Here is a 22,218-nt window from a genome sequence, read left to right on the forward strand (position 1 = left end):
TGGCGGACCATCACGAGTGAAAGGGGCGAAGGCCCGAAAAACCATGGAAATAGATATGGGTCCCAAACAGGACGGGTGTACGAATACCCGCAACGCCCATGAACAGCCGCCGACTTGAGCGAGAAGCTCCGCCCCGATGTGCGACAGCTCACGCGAAGTGGGCGACGCGTGTGAGCCCCGCCACGTCCGCGACGGCGACCAGCGAAAAATGAAGCGAGACGAGACGCCGTGCCGGGCTATGTTGCCCATGCTGTTCGAAGGGGGAGACGTGGCGAAGCTCAATCAGATCATCGCCGTGGAAAAGGGTGTCAAGAGCAAGTCGCTCCAGGACATCACCGCGGCCCACCACAAGGTGCAGAAGCCCGCGCTGCTGGCCGGCATCTCGCGGACGTACCAGCCCAAGGACGAGGAGGGCGAGCAGTTGCCGCCCGAGTCGACCCGCGTCCAGGTCAAGGCCGAGGAGATCCTGCGGGAGATGTCCGCGTCGCTGACGCGCCTGTTCGACGTGACCGCCACGAAGGACTGGGCGAACTGCGCGGCCCGCGCGGACGTGACCGTCGACGGAAGGACCGTCGTCGCGGAAGTCCCGGTCAGCTACCTGCTGTTCCTGGAGAAGCAGCTCACGGACCTGCACACCTTCGTCAAGAAGCTCCCCGTCCTGGACGCGGCCGAGTCCTGGTCGCTCGACCCGTCGACGGACTGGTGGAAGACGGACCCGGTCCGCACGATCCGCACGAAGAAGGTCCCGCGCAACCACGTGAAGGCGGAGGCGACCGAGAAGCACCCGGCGCAGGTCGAGGTGTACTACGAGGACGTGGCCATCGGCTACTGGACCACGGTGAAGTTCTCCGGAGCACTCCCCGCGAGGCGGGTGAACGAACTGCTGGAACGGGTCGAGAAGCTCCAGCAGGCGGTCAAGTTCGCCCGCGAGGAGGCCAATGGCGCCGAGGTCACCGACCACCGGGTCGGCGACGCGGTGTTCGGCTACCTGTTCGGCTGAGGCCGGAGGAAGGCAGCTTCTGAATCGCCCCCGTGTGCGAGCGCGGGGGTGCGCACCGGGCAGAGGCCGGATTGAGGACCGGCCCGCGCCCCGAGCGCAAGCTGAAACTGAGGTTCAGCCTGAAGTCAGCGGTGACAGTGGAGGTTCGAATCCTCCCCCCGGCACAGCACGCCCACGTACGGGCCGGGGTGGCCCAACCGGTAGAGGCAGCCGCCGTCAGACTCAGACTCTCGCTCCAGCTTCAGCATCCGCCACCGATCGCCGGATCGACCGAGTACGGACGACCGCCGCCGAATGCGAGTTCGACTCTCGCCTGCACCTCTCCACGGTGCGGTAGTTCAAAGGAAGAACACGACGGCCTGACAACTGATCCGCACTCTTAAACGCCATCGGCGTGCGCACCAGGGTGGCATCCCCAGGGACCCGGGAGCTGGATACGACTCCCGGGTCCCGCCACGTCCGGCCCCTCGCGGCCCTCGACCGCTCCTCTCGGGCGTCCAGCGGCCCCAGGCATCGCTGTGACCGTCGATGGACAGCTCGAAGATCCCGTCCGGCCCACGCCTCGCTCCGTGGACACTACACTCACCTGTGTGCGGCACGTCACATCTTGTCGCGCGTGAACCAGCCGGGTCGGGGAGGCCCGCGCTGTGAGGTTGCGCTAGTTGGGGGCATTGTGCACGAAATGATCAAGGGCTCGAATGTGACTCTGGGAGCCTTGAGTGAGAACGTCGGTTCGGTGATCGTCAGTCTGGGCTGGGGAAGCCCGACCGGCGAAGGCGACGCGGACGTGTCCGTTCTGATGCTGAACGCCGACGGCAAGGTGCGCAGCGACACCGACTTCTACTTCTACAACAACCCGGTCGCCGCCGACGGAAGTGTGCAGCTTCTGGGCAAGACGCCGACGGCGGACGGCAACGAGGACCGCATCAGCTTCGACTTGACCGCGGTCCCGTCCGAGGTCGACCGCATAGTCGTGGCTGCCAGCAGGTACGAGGGAGCGCGCTTCGGGGAACTCGAGGGTGTGCGGTTGTCGTTGGCGGACGGTGCCGGTGACGACCTCCTCCGCTTCGCCATCGACGAAGCCGACTCGGTGAGCGCGATCATCTTCGGCGAGCTCTACCGGCGCGGCGGAGAGTGGAAGTTCCGCGCCGTCGGCCAGGGCTACGATGCCGGTCTCGCCGGTCTGGCAACGGACTTCGGCGTCGACATCGACGACGACGCGGGCGCGGTGGAGGCGCAGGAAGGTACCGCGGCGGACGATCAGGGGTACAGGACGCCCTCGACCGCGGCTGGCGAGCCCAGTCCGCCGGAGGCGCTGGGGGCCGTCCCGGCTCCTCGTACGTCCGACGACGACGCCGAGCAGAAGAGGCCGACGGCACGGCCGCGTACCGCCAAGAAGAAGGTCACCCTGCCCAAGGCGGCCAAGAAGACCCTGGCGGAGAACGAGTCCTGGAAGGGGGCCCGCCTCTTCCCGGTGTCCGCACTCAAGAGCGACCGGGACCGTGAAACGCGTGCCACCTCGGTATTGCTGTCGGTGATGGCTCAAGTGCCGGAATTCGGCCGGAGACTCACGGCTGCCTTCGGCGCGCCGGCCGGCCGTATGGAGACCTTCACCGAGGTCACCCTGCCGCACGGTGATACCCCGCGACGCCCCGACGGCGTGATCCGCGTCGAGCGGGCGGGCAAACTGTGGACCGCTCTGGTCGAGACGAAGACCAACGGCAACAGTCTCAAGGCCGAGCAGGTCCAGGCGTACATGGACATCGCCGCGCGACGGGGCTACGAGTCCGTGATCACGCTGTCGAACGACGTCGCGTTAGAGGGCAGCCCACTCGTCGACGTCAAGATCGACGGACGACGCAAGCACAAGGTTGCCCTCTGGCACCTTTCCTGGGCGGAAGTCGCTCATCAGGCACAGATGCTGATCCGGCACGAGGGTGTCGGCAATGCGGCGCATGCCTGGCTTCTCCAGGAGCTGCTGCACTACCTGCAGCACGAGAACTCCGGATGCCACGGCTTCCAGAACATGGGCCCGGCCTGGGTACCCGTGCGCAACGGAATCGACGAAGAGACCCTGTGCCACGGAGACCGGCGCGCGCTGGAGGTCGTCGAGAGCTGGGAGCGGCTCATTCGCCAGGTATGCCTCGGGCTGGGTGGCGAATTGGGCCAGAAGGTGCTGCCCGTCCAGCGCGCCAAGCGGGGCACCGACCCGGGAGCGCGCCGGCTCCGGCTCGCCGATCAACTGTGCCGCGACGGCAGACTGCAAGCGGAGCTGCGCATCGAGGGAACGCCGGGCATCCTGGCGATCAGCGCGGACCTCCGTACCGGCAAGCTGCGCACCTCCATCGAGATCCCGGCACCCGAACAGGGCTACCCCCTGTCCTGGGCGAAACGGCTCGTCCGGCGCCTGGCCGAGGCGCCGGCGGACCTCCACGTCGAGACACTCGTCGAAGGGGAGACGGGCGGTCCGCGAGGCACTCTGGAACGGCTTCGCCCCGAGCCCGCGGACATGCTCCCGAAGGACAGCGGCACCCGTATCACCGGCTTCCGCCTGTCCTTGCTCAAGGGCATGGGGAGCAGCCGCGGCAACGCCGAGTCCGGCTTCATCCGCAGCGTCGACGACGCGGTGCACCGCTTCTACACCACCGTGGTGGTCCACCTGGGCTGAGCCGCCGCGCCACGTGCATCAACGGCTCAAGCAGCCCCAGCCTTGAGTACCGCTCGAAGCCGAGACGATTTCGAGTCCAACCGTGACGCTTGTGAGGCTCGGCGGGGGCATGCTTGCCGCGTCATCCAATTCGATGTCAGGAATTGACACGAACTATCAGGAGTGTCCCGTGATCTCAAGGAAGATCCGTAAGGCCGCATCCGCCCCCGCCGCCACCTCCGCACCCCAACAGCGCAGGAAGGTGATCGGCGCCATAGCGGGCCTCGCCGTCGCCGCCACGCTGACTGGCATGGCCGTCCCGGCGGCGGCACAGAGCCAGGGCCCGCACGGCGCCGCGTCCGCCCACGCGCGCCCACACCATCTGTCGCCGCGGCAGGTCTCCTCGGCGTTCTACGCCAGCTACAACGGCGACTTGGCCGCCGGCTTCGATCGCTACATCTCGAAGGACCTGGTACTCCACGGGTTCGACGGACCCGCGAAGCGTGAGGACTGGGTCCAGGCCGACCTCGCCATCAAGGCGGGAATCACCGACTACAAGATGACCGTCCAGGACCAGATCGTGGAAGGCGACAAGGCCGTCACGCGCTGGAGCTTCGGAGGCGTCCACACCGGGACGATCTTCGGCATTCCCGCCTCCGGCCACGAGGTCCACCTCAGCGGCATCTCCATCGACCGCGTGAAACACGGCCAGATCGTCGAGCACTGGTCGGAAGGGAACTTCGACAGGTTCCTGAACGAGCTCCGCGGCGGGACGCCGGCCAACACCGTCCACCGCAGCACCGAGTAGCGCTGAGCGGTCTCCCTTCCCGGGCCCTGGCGGAAGGCTCGTCCCACGCCTGGTGGCGGATGTCTCCGAGGACCTTGCACGCATGATGCGCTCCGGCGGGCTCGGGACGTGGGAACGGCGGCGAGCGGCGGACTTCGGGACCGTGGGTGCTGCTACGTTGCGGCTCGGGCCCGCGCGCGAGGGGGTGGAATGGACGTCCTTGGGGTCGACGCCTGCGGTAAGCAGGGGTGGGTCGGGATCAGGCTCACGGACGGCGCGTACGCGGGCAGTCTGGTGGATCTCCGGCTCGAGAGGCTGATCGAGCGCGCCGGCGAGGTGGACGCGGTCGCGGTGGACATGCCGTTGGGCCTGGTCGAGAGGGGCTGGCGTGCTGCGGACCTCGCGGCCAGGGCGCTGCTCGGGGTGCGGCGCAGCAGTGTCTTTCCCGTAGCGCCAAGGGTGGCGTGGGAGGAACAGGACTACACGGCGGCCGCCGGCCGGTGCCAGGAGCTCACCGGTAGTCGGCTGAGCCGACAGGCATGGGCGCTGAGACCGAAGCTGCTCGAGGCGCGGGCGTGTTGGCTCGCCGATGAGCGGATCCACGAGGTGCACCCCGAGGTGTCCTTCTACGCCTTGGCCGACGAAGTGCCGCTGGCTTACGCCAAGAAGACCTGGCGCGGCCAGAACCTGCGCCGCTCGCTGCTGGCCGCGGCCGGCCTCGTGCTACCGGACGAGCTTGGCGAGGCGGACCGCATCCCCGTGGACGACGTGCTCGACGCCGCTGTCGCGGCCTGGTCGGCGAACCGGATCGTGCTCGGGACAGCGAATCGGGTCCCTGAGGTGCCCGAGCCGGATGCAGAGGGGCGCCTCGTCGAGATTCGATACTGATCCACCCCTCACCTTCGACGACTCGCTTGCTCGCAGCCCGGCCACGCGTACAGCTACTGGCCCCCGGACAAGCACGACGCCTTGCTGGAGCCGGCGTGGGCCTTCGCGGCGCACAAGTCGCAGGGCTCGGAATGCGGTACGCCCGCAAGTCGATGCACGTGTCCGCCGACGGCACGCCGATGGCTTCGAGGACCGAGGTCGTCATCGAGGGTCTCCTCGACCGCCCGGCACTGGGACTGAGGCTCTGCGAGGAGCCGCTCACCGGCGCGACGGCCGTGTCGTCCGTCCCGACCTCACCGTGGCCACGAAGGACGGCCGTACGGTCTTCCGGGAGCACGCCGGCATGCTCGACCTCCCCGACAGTGCGCGGAAGTGGGAACGCGAGAAGGAGTGGTGGGCGAATAACAGCATCGGTCCATGGGCAAGGCCGCCGGTCCGAACGGCACCTTGATGTGGACCGACGACCTCGACGGCACCGACGCCCGAGCTTGGCTCACGCTCGCCTCCCAGATCTCGGACGCCGAACCGACGGACCCCGGGACCGCAGCTGCACGTGCGCGGAGGGCGAAGAAGACCGCTGCTCGACGAACCAGGTCATGAGCGCGAGTGGGCGATCGGCGACGAATGACCGGGCCCAGCACTTTGCTCGACGCGCCCCGATCCAGACTCGGGCGCTCCACGCACGTCGTCAGATCTTGATCACTGTGATACGCCCGCCGCACAGTGCCGCGACGTCCTCGGGATCGGAGGTGAGCACCGTGACGGGGCCGGGCGCGGTGAGGGCGGTGGCGCTGAGGATGGCGTCGATGGCGCACTTGTGGCCGTGGAGGCCGGCGTCGGCGAGGAGCGCGGCGGCGTGCCGGGCGACCGACTCGGTGACCGGTTCGACGACGAGGCGGGAAAGGGTCCACTCCAGCGCCGGGCGGTTGATCCGGGGATGGACTACTTCTACGAGGGTGGCTGCCGAAGTGATCACACGAAGGTCATCGGCGCGAGCCAGGGCGAGCCAGCCGGTCACTGTACGGTCTCGCAGGACAGCCTTGGCCAGCCCTTCGCTGTCGAGGACCAGGGTGCCGCCGGGGACGGCGGGGGTACGAGTCACGCTGCGGTCGCTCCGTGCCGCGTCCGCTGCTCGCGTGCCTGGTGGAGCTGGTCCCGCAGGGACTGGATCTCTTCTTCCGTGATGGGTCCGTGCTCGGCCTCGGCCACCTGGATCAGCTCATTGAGGTTGTCCCGTTCGATCTGGCGGGCCACGGCCGCGGCCACATAGGCGGACAGCCCGGAGGGTCCGCTGCGGGCCTTGGCGGCCTCCGCGATGTCGCGCGGCATGGTGATGGAGTACTTGCCGGTAGGCTCACTCATGCTACTGATCCTACCTCTCATCCTCCCCCCTGCGGGCCTCGCGCGCTCTGCCTCCCGGCGTTGCTGCTGCAGCGATGGGTGGGCTGGAGGCAGGCCGTGGAGGCCATGCGGCGTTCGACAGGTCAGACACACGGTGCTCTCAGGAGGAGGCGGCGTGGGCCGCGAACGGTGAGCGCAGCGCAGCCCTACCGAGGACGGGCTGCGTAGAACCGCGCTCTGCCGACGGTCCGTGAACCCCCGGGTGGTCAGTCGTGGTCACTCGGACGGTGAAGCCCGGCCGGCACCGCGCTGGGCGGGGTGGCGCGGAAGATCTCCGCCACCGCCGTGTTCAGGGCCGTCACGACAGCGACGACACCCGCCGCGACGGGATGACCCACGCCGTACAGAGCGGCGGCACCACCGCCGAGCACCAGCGCCTTCACCACCAGGACCAGCGGAAGCCGCGGCCGCAGCCGGGCCCGGGGCGCGGCGAACAGCGCCCAGACCATGATGGCCAGCAGGGGCGTTCCCACTCCGAGCAGGATCCGGAGAGCACCCTCATGCCCCGCACCGAATCCCCACCAGCCCAGAAAACCCAGCGCTGCGAGCTCAAGCAAGAACGCCAGGACTTCGTTCGCGCCGTACCAGGGCCGTGCACTCGGCCCGGCCACACCACCGGTGTCCCCCGCCATCCGATCCTCCCGCTGCTCCGGCACGCCAGCATGGCACGGCGGCGGTCATGGCGTGGACGGAGCGAACCACTTGAGCTGGATCGATCGAGGGGAACACCCGTAGACCGGCGTGCCCGGACAGGCCGGGTGCCGCGGTCGAAGATGATCGCGGTAAATTTTCCCCCGAAACCTACCCAAAAGGTATTGACTCGTGGCGTCCGGCGTGCATCGTGGTGAGTAGGCCATAACACCGAAAGAGCTGCAAAGTCGATGAGGACGTCTAGTCGGCGAAGTGACTTGGACAGGATGTGGTTCAGGCCCCCGGCAAGCCGGCGCGATACCGAGGCGACAGTGACGACTGAAGCTTCAGGACACGCGCAGTACTACCGGGGACTGTTTTTTGCCCTCAGAGCCTTTGTGCGGCTGGGCGCCAGAGCCTTTGCGTGGCTGGGCGCCGGTGCCGAGGTTCTGGCATGCCCGCGCCCACCGGAACCGAAGAGCAGGGGGCATGGCCCGTCCCGCCGTGCCTGAGGCCCAGGTGCAGGAGCGCGCGGCCGGCCCGCTCGGCTAGAGCACCCTGGTCATGAACACGCTATTCGGATCGGGCCGGTAGTCGGCGAAAGGTTCGCAGTAGTCGAACCCGTACTTCGAGTAGAGCCTTCTGGCCGGCAGGAAGAAATCGGCCGAGCCGGTCTCGAGGCTCAGCCGGGTGAAGCCGAGACGCTGGGCCTCGGTGAGGATGTGTTCCAGCAGCCGGGAGGCGATTCCGCTGCGGGTGCGCGTCGGCGCGGTGCGCATCGACTTCAGCTCGGCGTGGCGAGCGTCCAGTCTTGTGATCGCGCCGCAGCCTACGACGGCGTCGCCCTCCCGTGCCGACCAGAAGGTGACCTCGGGGCGGCGGAGCCCGTCGAGATCGAGAGCGTGCTTGCTCTCCGGGGGCGTAAGGGACCGCATTTGCTGGACGTGCTCGGCGAGGAAATGGGCGATCTGCGGACCAGACAGGTCGTCCACGACGATCCTCATCTTGCTCACTCGTCCCCCCTGCATCGAGACCCAAAGCGTCGCGTCACTTTAGACGTCATCTCATTTGGGGCGTTCGGTGGGCTCGTGGTGTGGGGACGTTGAGCGGCTGGTGCCGGATGAGCTGTGGGAGTTGTTCCAGCGAGTGGTGCCGGAGGCGCCTGTGCGGCCGCAGGGGGGTGGCCGTCGTCGGCATGGTGACCGGGAGGTGCTGGCCGCCATCGTGTTCGTGGCCACGTCTGGCTGCACGTGGCAGCAGTTGCCGTCGGCGTCGTTCGGGCCGTCGGGCGCCACGGCCCATCGACGCTTCGCCGAGTGGACGAAGGCCAGGGTGTGGGCCAAGCTCCATCGCCTGGTCCTGGACGAACTCGGCTCCCGCGGCGAACTCGACTGGTCTCGCTGTGCGATCGACTCGGTGAACATGCGGGCCCTGAAAAGGGGGATTTGACGGGTCCGAATCCTGTCGACCGGGGCAAGTACGACTCGAAGATCCACTTGGTCACCGAGCGGACCGGTCTGCCCCTCTCCGTCGGGATCTCGGGGGCGAACCTCCACGACAGCCAGGCCCTGATCCCGCTTGTGAAGGGCATACCGCCGATCCGCTCCCGCCGCGGCCGACGACGGCGCAAGCCGGGCAAGCTCCACGCCGACAAGGGATACGACTACGACCACTTGCGGCGATGGTTACGGCAGCGCGGGATCATCCACCGCATCGCCCGCAAGGGAATCGAGTCCTCGCAGCGGCTGGGCCGCCACCGGTGGACCATCGAACGCACCATATCCTGGCTCGCCGGCTGCCGCCGCCTCCACCGCCGCTACGAGCGCAAAGCCGAGCACTTCCTGGCCTTCACCAGCATCGCCTGCACCCTCATCTGCTACCGCAGACTCACCAAATGAGATGACATCTTAGCTTGGCGTTTAACGTCGCTGGGCTTGGTGTTCCTTGATCGACTCGGCGCGTTTGACGGTCTTGCCGACGTCGTGGCGCCTGGCCTGTTGCTTGTTCTTCGAGCCGGGTGGCCGTCCGGGGCCTGGGCGGGACGGTTTCGGTGCGGCTGCCGGGCGGGCCACGGTCGCGCGGACGTTGCGAAACCCCCGGCGGACCCGGGCGGGGGTGAGGCAGCGGGATTTTGCGGGCCGTTCCCAGGGGCGGCGGAGGTCCTCGGCGAGGGGCCGGGCGAGGCGGAGCTGGGTGTGGGCGGCGATGATCAGCCAGGTCCACAGGTCGGCCGTGTCGGGATTCCTGACCTTCGGGGCGGTCCAGCCCAGGGTCTGCTTCATCAGCCGGAAGGTGTGCTCCAGGTCGAAGCGGCGGAGAAAGGACTGCCACCAGCGGTCCACGTCTGCCGGTGCGGCGGCGGTGGCCGAGCACCACAGCCAGACCGGTTTCGGGTCCCGGTCACCGGGCAGGCGCTCGACTTTCAGGCGGATCAACGTGCCGTGCAGAATGGGGAGTTCTTCCTTGGCGTGGTTCAGCCAGGGTCCCCGGTGGGTGAGCCGGGGGTGCATCCGGGCCCAGGCCGTCGCGGTGGCCGTGCCGTAGCGGGTGGTGCCCGTGGCGGTCGTGACGTCGGGCTCGTGCCAGCTGTCGGGCTTCTTGAACGTGAGAACGCCGCCATGCCGGCGGGGGCGCCCGCCCCGGGGACCCGGCCGGGCGGGGCCGGGGTCGCGGAGCATGACCCGGTCCGAGCGCAGACGCCCGACCAGCACGACCGGCAGGCCGGCGAGAGCGTGGGTCAGGTAGGCGACGTCGTAGCCGGAGTCCATCACGATCAGGATGTCCGGGTCACCCGGTCTCCAGTGGCCTGCGCTCGTCAACCGATCGACGGTATTGCGGAGTTGGGCGGCAGTGACGGTGGTCGCGTCGTCGGCCGGGCCCAGGCGGACCGCGTCCAGCAGAGCGACCCAGGAGGTGCGGCCGGACTCCAGGGCCGCGACGAAAGAGTAGGGCCAGCCGGGCACCAACTGGTCCGAGCAGCGGTCGCCGCGTCCGTAGACATGGCAGAAGAGCCGGTCGGCGCTGGTGGGAGCGTCGGGGCGCAGCCAGTGCGACACGTCCACGGCGAGCACGATCCGCCCGTCGGCCGCCTTCGGCAGCGGCAGGCCGGCCAGCGCACGGCGCAACCGCGTCGGCTCCAGCCAGCCCCGGTCCAAAGCCGCGTACAGCGCACCGTGCCCGCGCCGGTGCTCGACCTCCAGCGACAGCTCGACCAGGGTCTTCACCGGCCCGTCCGCGCACAGCACCGCGTCGGTGAGCTCGAAGAGTGCGTCCTGGCGGGCGTAGAGGCATTCGTAGAACTCGACCCGAAAGCGGGACAACACGTCCAACGCCTCGCCTGCGGGCGCGTCGACAGACAGACTCATACACAGCGGCCGTTCTCTTGTACTTCGTGACTCGACATCTCGAAGCGTGGAGAACGGCCGCCTCCACTGTCCCGGAAAGAACCGCAGATCAGCAGGTCGGGTGACCTGCGACGTTAAACGCCAAGTTTAGAGGCCGTTCTCTTTCCGAATGCCGTGTGCGGATTCCGCTGGTCAGGCATGAGATTGCGGCTGTGGCGGGACTCTCGACTCGTTGCTGATCGAGTCGGTGTGGGGGTGGCGGATGCCGTCGATGCGGGCGGTCTTGGAAACGCGGCGGAAGGCCGCTGCCGTGCGGGTGGATGAGCTCGAAGCCGAACTGAATCGGGTGCGGGCAGACTTGGCGGATGCCGAGGAGGTTCTCAAGCTTCGGACGATCGGCCTCGAGCAGTATCTGGAAGCGCTCGCCGAGGAGGAACAGCCGGCCGAGACGGTCGTTGGCCCGTCGCCGAGGACGCCGGTGGGCCCGCGCCGTGCGGTGCCGCATCGACAGAACGCGGCCGGGGTCGAAGACCTGTCGGTGGACTACCAGGCGGTGATGGCAGCTGCGGCCGAAGCCGGGAACGACGGGCTGGGTGCCCGGCGGGCGGCCGTGGTGCTTGGCTGGGACAGTGCCTCGGCCTCACGTGTCGAGGGCGCGAGAGCACGGCTGAAGAGGCTGGTGGAACGGGGCTGGCTGGTGGAGACGAAGCCCGGGAGGTTCACCCTGCCGTCAGGACTTCAGGCCGACGAGATCGTGCGGCCAGGCGGCGGCTCATCAGGGCGATCATCGACCAGCGGATGACGGCTTCGCTCGTGTCGGGGCGGCGTTCGTAGTCCCTGACCAGGCGGCGGCTGCGCAGAAACCAGGCAAAGGATCGTTCGACGACCCAGCGGCGTGGAAGGGGCTGGAAGCCTCGGACGTCGTCGCTGCGGCGGACGATGTCGAGGACGAGGCCGAGGTGCTGGCTGGTCCAGTCGGTGAGGTGGCCGGTGTAGCCGCCGTCGGCCCAGACCCGGGCCAGCCGTCGGAAGCGGGTGGCCGCCGCTGGCAGAAGGGACCGGGCGCCGTCCCGGTCGGTCACGGACGCCGGTGTGACCAGCACGGCCAGGAGAAGTCCGAGCGTGTCGGTGAGCAGGTGCCGCTTGCGACCGTTGATTTTCTTGCCTGCGTCGAAGCCCCGTGAGCCGAAGGTGACGGTGGCGTCTGCCTTCACCGACTGCGAGTCCACGACCCCCGCGCTCGGCTCGGGGCTGCGGCCTTCGCCGGCGCGGACGGCTTCCCGCAGCCGGTCGTGCAGCTCGGTGACCAGTCCCGTGTCCCGCCAGCGGGCGAAAAAGGCGTAGACGCGCGGCCAGGGCGGGAAGTCTGCGGGCATTGCCCGCCACTTGATGCCGTTGTCGACGAGGTAGCGCACTGCATCGATCATCTGCCGGTGGCAGTAGCCCTCCGGACGCCCGCCCCGGCCCGAAAGCCAGCCCGGCACCGGCAGCAGGTCCCTGACCACGGCCCACTCGGCATCGCTCATGTCCGAGCCGTATCGGCGCCGGCGCTGCGGCCGGTCGACGGCGTTTCCGAACCTGTGGGCGAGGCAGTCACACCCACGAGTGGACGAACTGGACTCGGCAACCACGATCACGCGACACTTCGACAACAGGGCCTCTTGCTTCTCGCTGGACTCGACATCCGCGAGCTACCAAGAGGCCCTTCCTTCATGCATCCGCCCCGGACAACTCACCCGAACCAGGCCCCCGTTCGAACCTGCCCGACCGCACGAGCGGATAGAGAACAGGCAGTTAGGTGGCCTCCGGTTGGAGCTGATCACCAGGTTCCGGGGGCCTCATCGTTGCTGAGGTACCTCGAGGCAGTGTGTGATCGTGCGCTCTTCCGCTGATGATCTGCCAAGAGTCCTGGCCGCATGCTGGCTGTGCTGGATCGCTGTACCGGCAGGTGATCAAGTGGGGGTCATGGAAATGATGGGGCTCGTCCAGCCTCGTCCCGTGACGTTCACTGAGGCCGAGTAGATCATCGATGAAGATGGTCACGGCGGGTCCGAGGGGAATCCTGACGGGATGGCTCGAGTGCATGTCAGCCCGGAACTCGACGGGTGGACCTTGGTCATCGGCCCGTGGTGCGACCCGTGCGACGCCGAGCGCAGCGGTGATGTGCTGAGGCTGTGCAGGGACGTGAGCGTCCGCTACGGGCAGGCCCAGGCGTATTACTACGGCTCCCAAGGCGATGGTTCGGCTTGGCTCGTTGCTCAGGACGGCGTCCGAGGCCACGGGATCAGGCGAGCACGAGGACGAGTGGAAGTGGGCCGCCTTTCACCTCGCTCCCGAGATCGCCGCGGCAGCTTTCACTTTAGCGGCGCTTCCCTCGCGTTTGCCGCTGACCTTTTTTGCGGGATGCAAGCAGCTTTTGTGCCTCATGTCGGTTGCCCGCAGCTGTTAGCGCGACAGCGAGGTTCTCGGTTACGTGCTGGGTGAATTGGTGCTCGCTGCCTAGGACTCGACGGCTACGACTACGTGTGTCCTTGAGTAGTCGCACTGCCTCCGTGTGTTCCCCGAGGCTGTTCAGGGTGGAGGCGAGGTTGTTTGCGGATTGGAGGGTGTCGGGGTGGTCCTCGCCCAGGACGCGGCGCCGTCGCTCGAGCGTGTCCGTGTGCATGCGGCGGGCTTCCGCGCGTTCTCCGAGGCTTTCCAGGGTGGTGGCGAGGTTGTTTGCGGAAATGAGGGCGTGGGGGTGGTCCTCGCCCAGGACGCGGCGCCGTCGCTCGAGCGTGTCCGTGTGCATGCGGCGGGCTTCCGTGTGTTCCCCGAGGCTATTCAGGGTGGTGGCGAGGTTGTTTGCGGATGTGAGGGTGTCGGGGTGGTCCTCGCCCAGGACGCGGCGCCGTCGCTCGAGCGTGTCCGTGTGCATGCGGCGGGCTTCCGCGCGTTCTCCGAGCCCGTTCAGGGTGGTGGCGAGGTTGTTTGCGGATGTGAGGGTGTCGGGGTGGTCCTCGCCCAGGACGCGGCGCCGTCGCTCGAGCGTGTCCGTGTCCATGCGGCGGGCTTCCGCGTACTCCCCGAGCCTTTCCAGGGTGGTGGCCAGGTTGCCTGCGGATGTGAGGGTGTCGGGGTGGTCCTCGCCCATGACGCGGCGCCGTCGCTCCAGCGTGTCCGTGTGCATGCGACGGGCCTCCGCGTACTCCCCCAGGCTGTACAGGGTGGTGGCGAGGTTGTTTGCGGATTGGATGGTGTGGGGGTGGTCCTCGCCCAGGACGCGGCGCCGTCGCTCGAGCGTGTCCGTGTGCATGCGGTGGGCCTCCGCGTACTCCCCGAGGCTGTGCAGGGTGGTGGCGAGGTTGTTTGCGGATGTGAGGGTGTCGGGGTGGTCCTCGCCCAGGACGCGGCGCCGTCGCTCCAGCGTGTCCGTGTGCATGCGGTGAGCCTTCGCGTGTTCCCCGAGGCTATTCAGGGTGGAGGCGAGGTTGTTTGCGGATTGGATGGTGTGGGGGTGGTCCTCGCCCAGGACGCGGCGCCGTCGCTCCAGCGTGTCCTCGTTGAGGCGGCGGCCCTCAGAGTGCTTGCCGACGTCGACAGTGGCGTGGCCCCGGGTTTCGGCGATAGCGAGAGTGTCTGGGTGATCCGTCCCCAAGGCCGCCGTCCAGGTGGAGTGGACAGTGATGGTCAGGTCGCGGGCTGCCTGTGCTTGTCCGCTTAGGACGAGGTAGCGAGCGGCCTTGAGGAAAGCCTGGCGCAGCGAAGGCTGATGCATGGTAGTGCGCGGGTGCGCCGTGAGGTGGGAGGTGAGGGCGGCCCATTGGGGCCAGGCGGCCGGCGTGTCGGGGTTGCCGGGGTTGACGGCAGCCAAGAGGGTGGCGACGTCGTCCTGTGCCGCGGTGACGTCGGCTGGGGCGGTGTGGTCGCGGACGATGGCTTGAGTGAGCCGGTGGATTTGGAAGGTTTCGTGGTCGACGCGGGCCAGGCCGTAGCGGTTCAAAGGCTGAAGGGCGGACCGTGGCCACAGGATGTCCTCTGTGTCGACGGTGAGGGTTGAAAGCTGGTCATTGACAGTTTCTAGCCAAATGGTGGGAATGGGGTCAGGGCCCAAGAACGCAGCGAGCCGAAGCAGCGCAACGGCGCTCGGATGGTCAGCTGCCAAGCGGGACGCGGCGATGTCTACCGTGGCCGCCAGAGTGGTGGGGTAACCGGGTGGGCTCCCCTCGGCCATCAGCTTGGTGGTCTTGTCGGCGAGCAGGCGGCGGTAGCGGATCGGCGGCACGCCGCCGGTGATGACGCCGGCGGCCTGGGCGAGGGCGAGGGGAAGGTCCCCGAGGTCGTCTGCGAGGGCGTCGGCCTGTACTTGGTCAATACCGGGAATGCGGGCGGTGAAGTAAGCCAGGGAGTCGGCGCGGGGAAAGACGTCCAGGTCGTGGCTGCGGATGATGTCGCGCCATCCGGGGTTGCGTGAGGTGATCAGGACGTGGCCGGGCCCGGAGGGAAGCAGCGTCTCGAAGTCGCTAGGCTCGTCGGCGTTGTCCAGGATGATCAGCCAGCGGTCCTGGGTGCGCAGGTGCTCCAGCAGTGTGCGGGTGTTGTGTTCGGCGCCGATTTTGGCATTAGCGATGCCGAGCCGCGTAGCCAACTCGTTGTACTGGATGTGCACTTGATCCGTCTGCTCGGCATCGATCCACCACACGATGTCGTACTGGCTGGCGAAACGATGGGCGTACTCAAGCACGACCTGTGTCTTGCCGATACCGCCCAGCCCACGTAGGGCCTGCACCACAGTACGTTGGCTGCCGAGCAGTTCTTCGCGTACCTCGGCGATCAGGTTCTCGCGGCCCGTGAAGTGCAGGTTGCGGCTCGGCACGCTCCATACCCGCGGCTGGCCTGCTACGGCAGGCATTCGGGGACGTTCATCGGGGGAGCCGGCGGGGGAAGCGCCTGCCGGTCCGGGCGTATGTGCGCCGCCAGGGAAAACCGGCGGTGTCCGGGGGCCGGTCGGGCCGTTCACTGCGTCCAACAAGGCGGCGATCGCGGCTGGCTCGTCCAGGCCATGCAGATCCTTGCGGATCACGGCAGTCAGGATGTCGGGAACATCAGTGCCGCCTAGGGGTTCGATCGTCAGCGGGATGAGTCGCCCCCGGTCACCCACGACCGATGTCCACTCCTGATGGGTCCACCGAGAGCGGTGGAAGTAGTTATTGGAGAACAGCGCCACCACCACGGTCGCACGCTGCAGCGCGTCGGTCATCCGCTCGACGAAGTTGTCACCCGTACGCCAGTCCCACACGTCCAGCTCTACGTGGTGGCCAGCGTCTCGCAAGTGCCATGCCGCCCACTCTGCCCAGGCTCGGTCCGGGCCGGCGTAACTGACGAACACTGACTCGGCCACTGACTTCCCCCATTGCGCTAACCTGCGCGTCCGCCATGGACACCGCGCCCATGATCCTGCGTCTACGGTGCTCGCAGGGCGTGAATCGTCAAAACCGCAGCTGTCCGGGGCAGCGTGCGTGGAGCGGGCCGAAGGGTGGAGCGCAGCGCGCAGCGGAGCCGGGGCTTGATCGAGTTAGGTATGCCCGTGTCGGCTACTCGCCCCTTGCGAGGCGGCCCAAATCGGAAGGCGTCTCCGGCTCCTGCGCCCATCGAAGGGTCGCCTTCGCCGACGGGCTGCAACACCCAGGCGTGTGCAGCCGTCTCTGACCGGACAGCCCGGACAGCGGCACTTTGAGCTGTCTGGTCCGTTTGTGCAGGTGGGAGCCCCCACGTACGCCTGTTCTGTCTGGTGCCAGCCCGCCGTGGTCGGCGGGAGGGTTCGGAGGGTGTGTCGGAGGTGTGTCGCGAACATCGAGAGAAAACGAGAGAGGGCGGGAGTCAGGGAGACTGACTCCCGCCCTCTTCTGTCGGCGTCCGCCCTGCTCAGCGCTTGATCTGTGCTGATCCGTGGCGAGTGCCCCCGGCAGGATTCGAACCTACGCACACCGCTCCGGAGGCTCCTTGGTACCTGGGTAACGCAACAGGTCACGGCCACTGCATGCGACACATCAGGCGGGGCGAGTCCACGAATAGTCCACTGCAGGATGAGTACCGCTTTGGGAGTTCGGTCGATCCTCGGCACTGCCAGGGAGCAACCCGGCCAGGCTGGCCATGTCGGGCACGCTCGCTCAGGGGGTGTCCGTCGTCCGGGCCGGATATGTGCCGCACGCGGTGTGGACCCGGGAGACGGCGGTCAGGTAGCGGGCGCGCTCCGCCGCGGTGAGGCTGCGGCCTACCCGCTTGCACAGCGCCGCGATCCAGGAGTCGACCGATGTGTCCCAGGACAACACCTCGCCGCCCTCGGTGGTCGACCACAGATGCTTCCCGTCGGGCGAGAAGGCGAGGCGGCTCTGCACGCCCGTGCCGCCGGTGCCGGACCAGGAGAAGTCCGGGGCCGGGAGGACCGTGTCCGCCAGCCGGTCACCGGTCCTGGCGTCCCACAGCCACACCGTGCCGTCTCCCGACAGTGTGGCCACCCAGCGGCCGTCCGAGTCCACCGCGAGACCGCTCCCGCCGGACCCGTCCGACCGCCACTGCAACGCCCCCGTCCGGGTGTCCCACCTGGTCAGCATGCGACCGTCGACGTCCGCGTACAGGCTGCGGTTCTGTTCGGAGAGGGCGAGCGCGTCCACGGTCCCGTCGCCGACGTCCAGTTGGCGGAGCAGGCGGCCCGACGGCACGTCGTAGACACGGACGGGGCCTTTGTCCGAGGCGATGGCTGCGAGGGCGCCGTGTTCGCTCAGGGTCATCGTGTACTCGGTGAGGCCGGTCTTCTTCCGGTCGTCGTCCGACAGACGGGGTGCGGTATGCGGGAGAGCCGTGGACAGTTTTCCGGTTTTGGGGTCGAAAGACAGTACGGCTCCGTCCGTGGTCAGGACCACGGCTCGGCCGTCCTGCCCGTAGGCGACCCGGGTCTCTCCTACGGTGTCGCTGCTCTCGGGCAGAGGGACGGCCGCAGTTTTGCGCAGCGCTCCAGAGGCCTTCTTCCACACTGTCAGTCCGGTGTTCGACACGGCGTACAGGGTGCTGCCGTCCGGGCTGAGGGCGACGTCGTCGTACGGTATCTCCTCTTCGTTGCTCGGAAGGTCTTTGCCCGCGGACCAGAGGTGCAGCGTGGACGGGGAGTCTGCTGTGGTCTCCTGGCTCCAGGCCACCTGGCCGTCCTCGCTTACGGAAAGAGGCGGCGGGTATTCGGCTGTCGCTCCGTCGACGATCCTCGCGCCGTGTCTGTGCAGGGTAGGCCCCGCTTTCCCCAGGTCCCACAGGGCCACGGTGCTGCCACTGGCCGAGGCCAGACGCTCGCCGGAGCCTGGTGAGAACGCCAGCAAGGAGGGTGCTCTCACCCCGGGAAGCGAGTTCACGACCGCGTGGGAGGGGTCCTTGTCCACCCTCCTGGCCACGGTGAGACCTTTGCTCGTGCCGATGGCGACCTGGTGGTTGTCGGACACGGCGAGGCTGAGAGCCTCTTCGTCGGGCAGGGTCGGCAGGACGATCCCGCAGTTCCCCGCAAAGGGGTTGGGGGACTCCCCTTCACCTAGTTGCCCGACCGTCGCCAGGGATAGTCCGCCGTACTTCAGGAACCCGAAGCAGTTCCCGCTCGGTGACGCGGCGGGCACGAAACCACCGGCGGGGTACAGGGTGCCGTCGAATGAATGGAGTTGGTGCAATCTGCCGTCGTATAGACGCCAGCCCCCGAAGGTGACCAGGGTCAGTCTCCTGCCCTTGTCCTGGAAGGCAAGATCCGCCGCCTCGCCGGCAAGACCGGTGTCGACGTGCGCGTACGGTGCGTCGCTCTGCTCTCCGAACAGTCTGAGTGCTCCCTTGTCCTCGAAGACGGCCAGGTTGTGGCTGGAGGCCTGAAAGTTAAGACCGGTGACACCAGAGGCGCCGGCGGGGAGCCGGCGCGTGTAGTTCCCCTGCACGTCGCGTACGACCGTCTCGCCGGAACTGCTCCCCACGGCCAGCAGACGGTCGTCGTCGCTGAACGTCAGGGAGGTGACCTCGCCGTGGACGGAGATCTTCCCCAGCCGACGGCTGCCGTCGGACGTCCAGACGGTCACGGAGCCCTTGGCCGTGCCCACGGCCGCGAACTGCCGCGAGGCAGTGAGAGCCAGGGCTGTCACCGTCGCGTCGCCCCGGACAAAGCGCACCAGATGGGGACTACGGGTTGTGAGTTGGTACAGCGCTGAGAGGGTCTCCGGTGTGTCTTGAGTCTGGTAGGCCTGGAGCGCCAGCAGCGAGGCCAGGTCCAAGTCGTCTCCACTCAGGTTGACCGCGGTGGCCGCCAGTTGGCGGGCGGTCGCGAGACGTGCCTGGTCACGCGCGGTGTTCCGCTGCACGAAGGCGTACACGGCGGCTGCCGACGCCAGGACCGCCAGCGTGGTCGTGACCGCCAGCATGGCCTGTCGGAAGCGCTGCAATTTGCGGCGCTGGGAGACGTCCTCACCGATCAGCTCGTCCTTGGGGCGGCCGTGCAGCGGTGCTGCCAGGTCGGCCACGCACTCACGGAAGCGCGGGTCCCGCGGGGCGTCCTCGTGGCCCTCGCTCAGCCACCGGAGGTCCACCCAGCGCGGCTCCTCGGAGAAGTAGCCCCGCAGGGCGTCCGGCATACACGTGCTGCGCTCCCAGTCGAAGTCCTGTGCCGTGTGGTCCCAGTGGAGTTCGCCGCCGGTGACGACGAGCAGCAGGTTCGCGGCCCGGGGCCCCTGCCGCCACCAGGCGATCTCCTTGGCCACCCACGGGGAACGCGCGGACTGGGGTGACGCCAGGAGGACCAGGAACTCGGATTCGCCGAGCGCCTGCTCCACCGTGCTCCACAGGCCTGGATTGGCGGATAGGGCGGCGTTGTCGAGAAACACCCGAAGAGCTCGCACCTTGTTCCAGGGCTTGGCGAAACTGTGCAGGGCGTCTCTCAGCCAGCGAGCTCGGTGACTATCCGCTTCGTGACTGTACGAGATGAATGCCGTAAAGCTCATCGGCGCGCTTCTCCGTCCTTTCGCCGCAGGTGCGGAACCGTCCCTGGCATCCTGGCCTAACGGGTCGCCAACTACCATGTGGCGTAGCCGCATTGGGCCTGTCGTCGTGGCCGCCTTGTGATGCTTTCCAAGCCGGAGGCGAAGAGATCAGAGGGGGCAGAGTGAGCGGTACGGCGAACGGACTGCGGGACGATGATCTTCCCGCGGTGTTCCGGTCCTCCGACGGGGCGTCGCTGGCCGGGCAGCGCCGCTACCTCCAGGGCACGAAATGGCGCTTGGTGCTCGCGGTGGCCGCCGCGCTCTGTGGTGTGCTCAACCAACGGCCGGCGTTGATCGCCCTGGTGCTGATCTTCGTGGCGACGGTCTGCGTGGAGATCTGGCTGCTCACGGAACGCCCGGAGCAGGCTTGGTACGACGGCCGTGCCCTGGCCGAGTCCGCGAAGACCCTTGCCTGGCGCTACGCGGTGGCAGGAGCGCCCTTCTCCGCTGAGTTGTCGCAGGGGGAGGCGGCACACCGTTTCAACGAGAGGCTGAAAGAGCTGTTACGGGAAGCGCCCGCTACGAGCTTGGCCCCCGTGGGGCTGGTCGCCGTCACGGACGCGATGAACGTGCTGCGAGCCCGCTCCTTCGCCGACCGGAAGAACGCCTATCTGCGGGACCGCATCGAGGACCAACAGCGCTGGTACGCGACCAAGGCGAGCTGGAACGTGGCACGGGCACGGCGGTGGCGCCTGCTGCTGGTCGCCGTCGAGGGGCTCGGCCTGGCCGCGGCCGTCCTGCGCCTGACCGGAACCCTGACCTTCGACCTGGCCGGGGTCCTGGGGGCCGTCCTGGGGGCCGGGGCGGCCTGGTTCGCGGTCCGGCAGTACGAGACGCTCGGCCGCGCCTACACCTTCGCGGCCACCGAGCTGAGCATCATCCATGGCCGGCTGTCTCAGGCGGACGAGGGCTACTGGGCGCAGGAGGTGGCCGACGCGGAGGAAGCGATCAGCCGGGAACACACGATGTGGAGGGCTTCTCGCGGCGCCGGATGACCAAGACCGGCCCTTATGGCGCGGTCATTTCTGGGACAACGCGCCTCGACCGAGCCGGGCACCTGGGTGCCTGAGCCTCAGCCGACGACAGTCAGCCACGATGGAGAGCGCGCCGACCGATCAGGCGCGCGTGTGTCTCGTTGTGCCGTCTCCATCTTCAGCCACGCTGCCGTGCCGTCGACCAGAGCAAGTTGCGCCAGCGGAAGCGCGGCAGTGAGACCTTGGCCGATGGCCCCTTCGTCTCGAAGCAACTTGGGGGCTCTGCCTCGGGACGGTGTGGCGCCTCTGGCATCGACGCCGCCCCCCCCGCAGAGGTCCGTTGGCCGCAGGCGAGCAGACAGTCACGGTGCATGTCAGCGGCCTCGATCGTCTCTTCTCCTCGGGGAATCGCAACCTGTGGAATATGCTGGCGCACCGGGGCTACGCGTAAACAAGATGGCTCCAGGGGTTGCGTGGACTACCGTGTAGTTGTGAGTCGTTGTACAGCCCCGGTCCAGGGTCATCGGAGCGCCAGCGGACGTGCGGCGTGCCCCGCGTGCAGCGGCGGGGGCTACGAGTACTCATCGTCCCGGTCCTACTACCCGTCGCCGGTTTACACGTCGCGGAGCAGTAGCGGGGGCAGGGCGACCAGTGGGGGCAGCTCCAGTAGCGGCAGAACGCGGGCGCCTTGGTCACCGAGCACCTCCTCCGTGACTTACACGCCTGCCGAGGTGAAGGGGCTGAGTCCTGTTCGCGACGCCGCCGTGTTGCGCGCGCGTCAACAGCCTGACCTTCGCGATGTCTTCCTCTGCCACGCGTGGGATGACCGGCGTGGTGCTGCCAAGGAGTTGTGCGGACTGCTGGAAGCAGAGGGCGTGTCGGTCTGGTTCAGCGAGAAGGACATTGTGCTCGGCCAACCGTTCATGCGGGAAATCGACAAGGGCCTGGCGAGGTCGCGTACGGGTCTCGTCTTGGTTACCCCTGCGCTACTGACACGCCTCGAGCGCGGTGGCGTCTCTGACAAGGAGCTCTCGGAGCTCCTTGCACGTGACCTGCTGCTCCCTGTCGTGCATGAGACGACCTACGGCGAACTCCGGAACATTAGCCCCTTGCTTGCATCCCGAAATGGGTTGGACACGGCGGATGATTCGATGGCAGTAATTGCCACCAAGATCGCCGAGCTGGTCGCCGTTGAGGACGACCTGATCGCACCGCCCACACCGACGAGCTAGCCGTCCGGCGGCGTGCCTGGGCGTCGCTCCGCCTCACCGGCGCCAAGCCCAAGGCACGCGAGTCGGTGGCGCGCGCTGCTGCACAAGGGCCTCAGACCAAGATCCGTTCGAGGCCTTTGCTGTGGTGCCCCCGGCAGGATTCGAGTCTGCGACACCCGCTTTAGGAGTTCGATCGCTGCTCGGCACTAGGACCTGTCTGACAAATGATCTTGGCTCGGTTCGCGGAGCCAGAGGATGAGTGCTGCGAGGTGGAGTCCGGCCCGGTAGCGAGCGGCGAGTT

The 22,218-nt window shown here is 67.9% G+C and carries 16 protein-coding genes; 8 read left to right on the plus strand and 8 right to left on the minus strand.

Translation table 11 applies throughout. From position 1 onward, the window contains the following. Nucleotides 1–268 precede the first annotated feature (268 nt). The 4 genes from ACF1A5_RS03815 (at nt 269) to ACF1A5_RS03830 (ending at nt 5,322) form a co-directional block, all read left to right on the plus strand. Nucleotides 269–1,000 (plus strand): hypothetical protein, encoded by a 732-nt coding sequence (locus ACF1A5_RS03815; protein ID WP_392191166.1) that lies wholly within the window; start codon nt 269–271, stop codon nt 998–1,000. Between the two features lie 682 nt (nt 1,001–1,682). After that, on the plus strand, nt 1,683–3,668 hold the full coding sequence (locus tag ACF1A5_RS03820) for a TerD family protein (protein ID WP_392191216.1): 1,986 nt from the start codon (nt 1,683–1,685) through the stop codon (nt 3,666–3,668). Between the two features lie 169 nt (nt 3,669–3,837). After that, the gene (locus ACF1A5_RS03825; protein ID WP_392191167.1) at nt 3,838–4,455 is read left to right on the plus strand and encodes an ester cyclase; all 618 of its coding nucleotides are present in this window, start codon (nt 3,838–3,840) and stop codon (nt 4,453–4,455) included. Nucleotides 4,456–4,644: 189 nt separating this feature from the next. Further along, a complete protein-coding gene (locus ACF1A5_RS03830) occupies nt 4,645–5,322 on the plus strand; it encodes a DUF429 domain-containing protein (protein WP_392191168.1) in 678 nt (225 codons plus the stop codon). 688 nt (nt 5,323–6,010) lie between these two features. On the opposite strand, the gene ACF1A5_RS03835 is transcribed toward ACF1A5_RS03830, so the two are convergent. From ACF1A5_RS03835 to ACF1A5_RS03850, 4 genes are all read right to left on the minus strand, one after another. Then, nucleotides 6,011–6,424: a DNA-binding protein gene (locus ACF1A5_RS03835; RefSeq protein ID WP_392191169.1), complete on the minus strand. Its 414-nt coding sequence runs from the start codon at nt 6,422–6,424 to the stop codon at nt 6,011–6,013. Next, nucleotides 6,421–6,684 (minus strand): CopG family transcriptional regulator, encoded by a 264-nt coding sequence (locus tag ACF1A5_RS03840; protein WP_392191170.1) that lies wholly within the window; start codon nt 6,682–6,684, stop codon nt 6,421–6,423. The genes ACF1A5_RS03835 and ACF1A5_RS03840 overlap by 4 nt, the downstream gene beginning before the upstream one ends. Nucleotides 6,685–6,929: 245 nt before the next feature. Then, the gene (locus ACF1A5_RS03845; protein WP_392191217.1) at nt 6,930–7,355 is read right to left on the minus strand and encodes a YrdB family protein; all 426 of its coding nucleotides are present in this window, start codon (nt 7,353–7,355) and stop codon (nt 6,930–6,932) included. A 546-nt stretch (nt 7,356–7,901) separates the two neighbouring features. Beyond that, the gene (locus tag ACF1A5_RS03850) at nt 7,902–8,357 is read right to left on the minus strand and encodes a GNAT family N-acetyltransferase (RefSeq protein WP_392191218.1); all 456 of its coding nucleotides are present in this window, start codon (nt 8,355–8,357) and stop codon (nt 7,902–7,904) included. Between the two features lie 64 nt (nt 8,358–8,421). On the opposite strand from ACF1A5_RS03850, the gene ACF1A5_RS03855 reads away from it, so the two are divergent. Next, a protein-coding gene (locus tag ACF1A5_RS03855; protein ID WP_392191171.1) for an IS5 family transposase occupies nt 8,422–9,251 on the plus strand; the annotation gives its coding sequence in 2 pieces (ribosomal slippage) (nt 8,422–8,791 and nt 8,791–9,251; 831 coding nt in all). Between the two features lie 21 nt (nt 9,252–9,272). On the opposite strand, the gene ACF1A5_RS03860 is transcribed toward ACF1A5_RS03855, so the two are convergent. Continuing rightward, on the minus strand, nt 9,273–10,718 hold the full coding sequence (locus ACF1A5_RS03860; RefSeq protein WP_392191172.1) for an NF041680 family putative transposase: 1,446 nt from the start codon (nt 10,716–10,718) through the stop codon (nt 9,273–9,275). 250 nt (nt 10,719–10,968) lie between these two features. On the opposite strand from ACF1A5_RS03860, the gene ACF1A5_RS03865 reads away from it, so the two are divergent. Next, entirely contained in the window at nt 10,969–11,499 is a 531-nt protein-coding gene (locus ACF1A5_RS03865; protein ID WP_392191219.1) for a hypothetical protein, read from the plus strand. Here ACF1A5_RS03865 and ACF1A5_RS03870 read toward each other — a convergent pair. The 3 genes from ACF1A5_RS03870 to ACF1A5_RS03880 form a co-directional block, all read right to left on the minus strand. Further along, nucleotides 11,417–12,223 carry an IS5 family transposase gene (locus ACF1A5_RS03870; protein WP_392191173.1) on the minus strand — a complete coding sequence of 269 codons (807 nt, stop codon included), beginning with the start codon at nt 12,221–12,223 and terminating at the stop codon, nt 11,417–11,419. The genes ACF1A5_RS03865 and ACF1A5_RS03870 overlap by 83 nt on opposite strands. Nucleotides 12,224–13,056: 833 nt before the next feature. Next, nucleotides 13,057–16,077, minus strand: a complete 3,021-nt coding sequence (fxsT, locus tag ACF1A5_RS03875) for an FxSxx-COOH system tetratricopeptide repeat protein (RefSeq protein ID WP_392191174.1) — start codon at nt 16,075–16,077, stop codon at nt 13,057–13,059. A gap of 769 nt (nt 16,078–16,846) precedes the next feature. Further along, nucleotides 16,847–19,786, minus strand: coding sequence for a toll/interleukin-1 receptor domain-containing protein (locus tag ACF1A5_RS03880; protein ID WP_392191175.1), 2,940 nt, complete (start codon nt 19,784–19,786; stop codon nt 16,847–16,849). Nucleotides 19,787–19,854: 68 nt separating this feature from the next. Here ACF1A5_RS03880 and ACF1A5_RS03885 point away from each other — a divergent pair, with 68 nt between their 5' ends. Continuing rightward, nucleotides 19,855–20,727, plus strand: a complete 873-nt coding sequence (locus tag ACF1A5_RS03885) for a DUF4231 domain-containing protein (protein WP_392191176.1) — start codon at nt 19,855–19,857, stop codon at nt 20,725–20,727. Between the two features lie 689 nt (nt 20,728–21,416). Continuing rightward, entirely contained in the window at nt 21,417–21,938 is a 522-nt protein-coding gene (locus ACF1A5_RS03890; protein WP_392191177.1) for a toll/interleukin-1 receptor domain-containing protein, read from the plus strand. Nucleotides 21,939–22,218: the final 280 nt, after the last annotated feature.

Origin of the sequence: Streptomyces sp. NPDC014864 (genome assembly GCF_043081525.1) — a bacterium.
Lineage (GTDB): Bacteria > Actinomycetota > Actinomycetes > Streptomycetales > Streptomycetaceae > Streptomyces.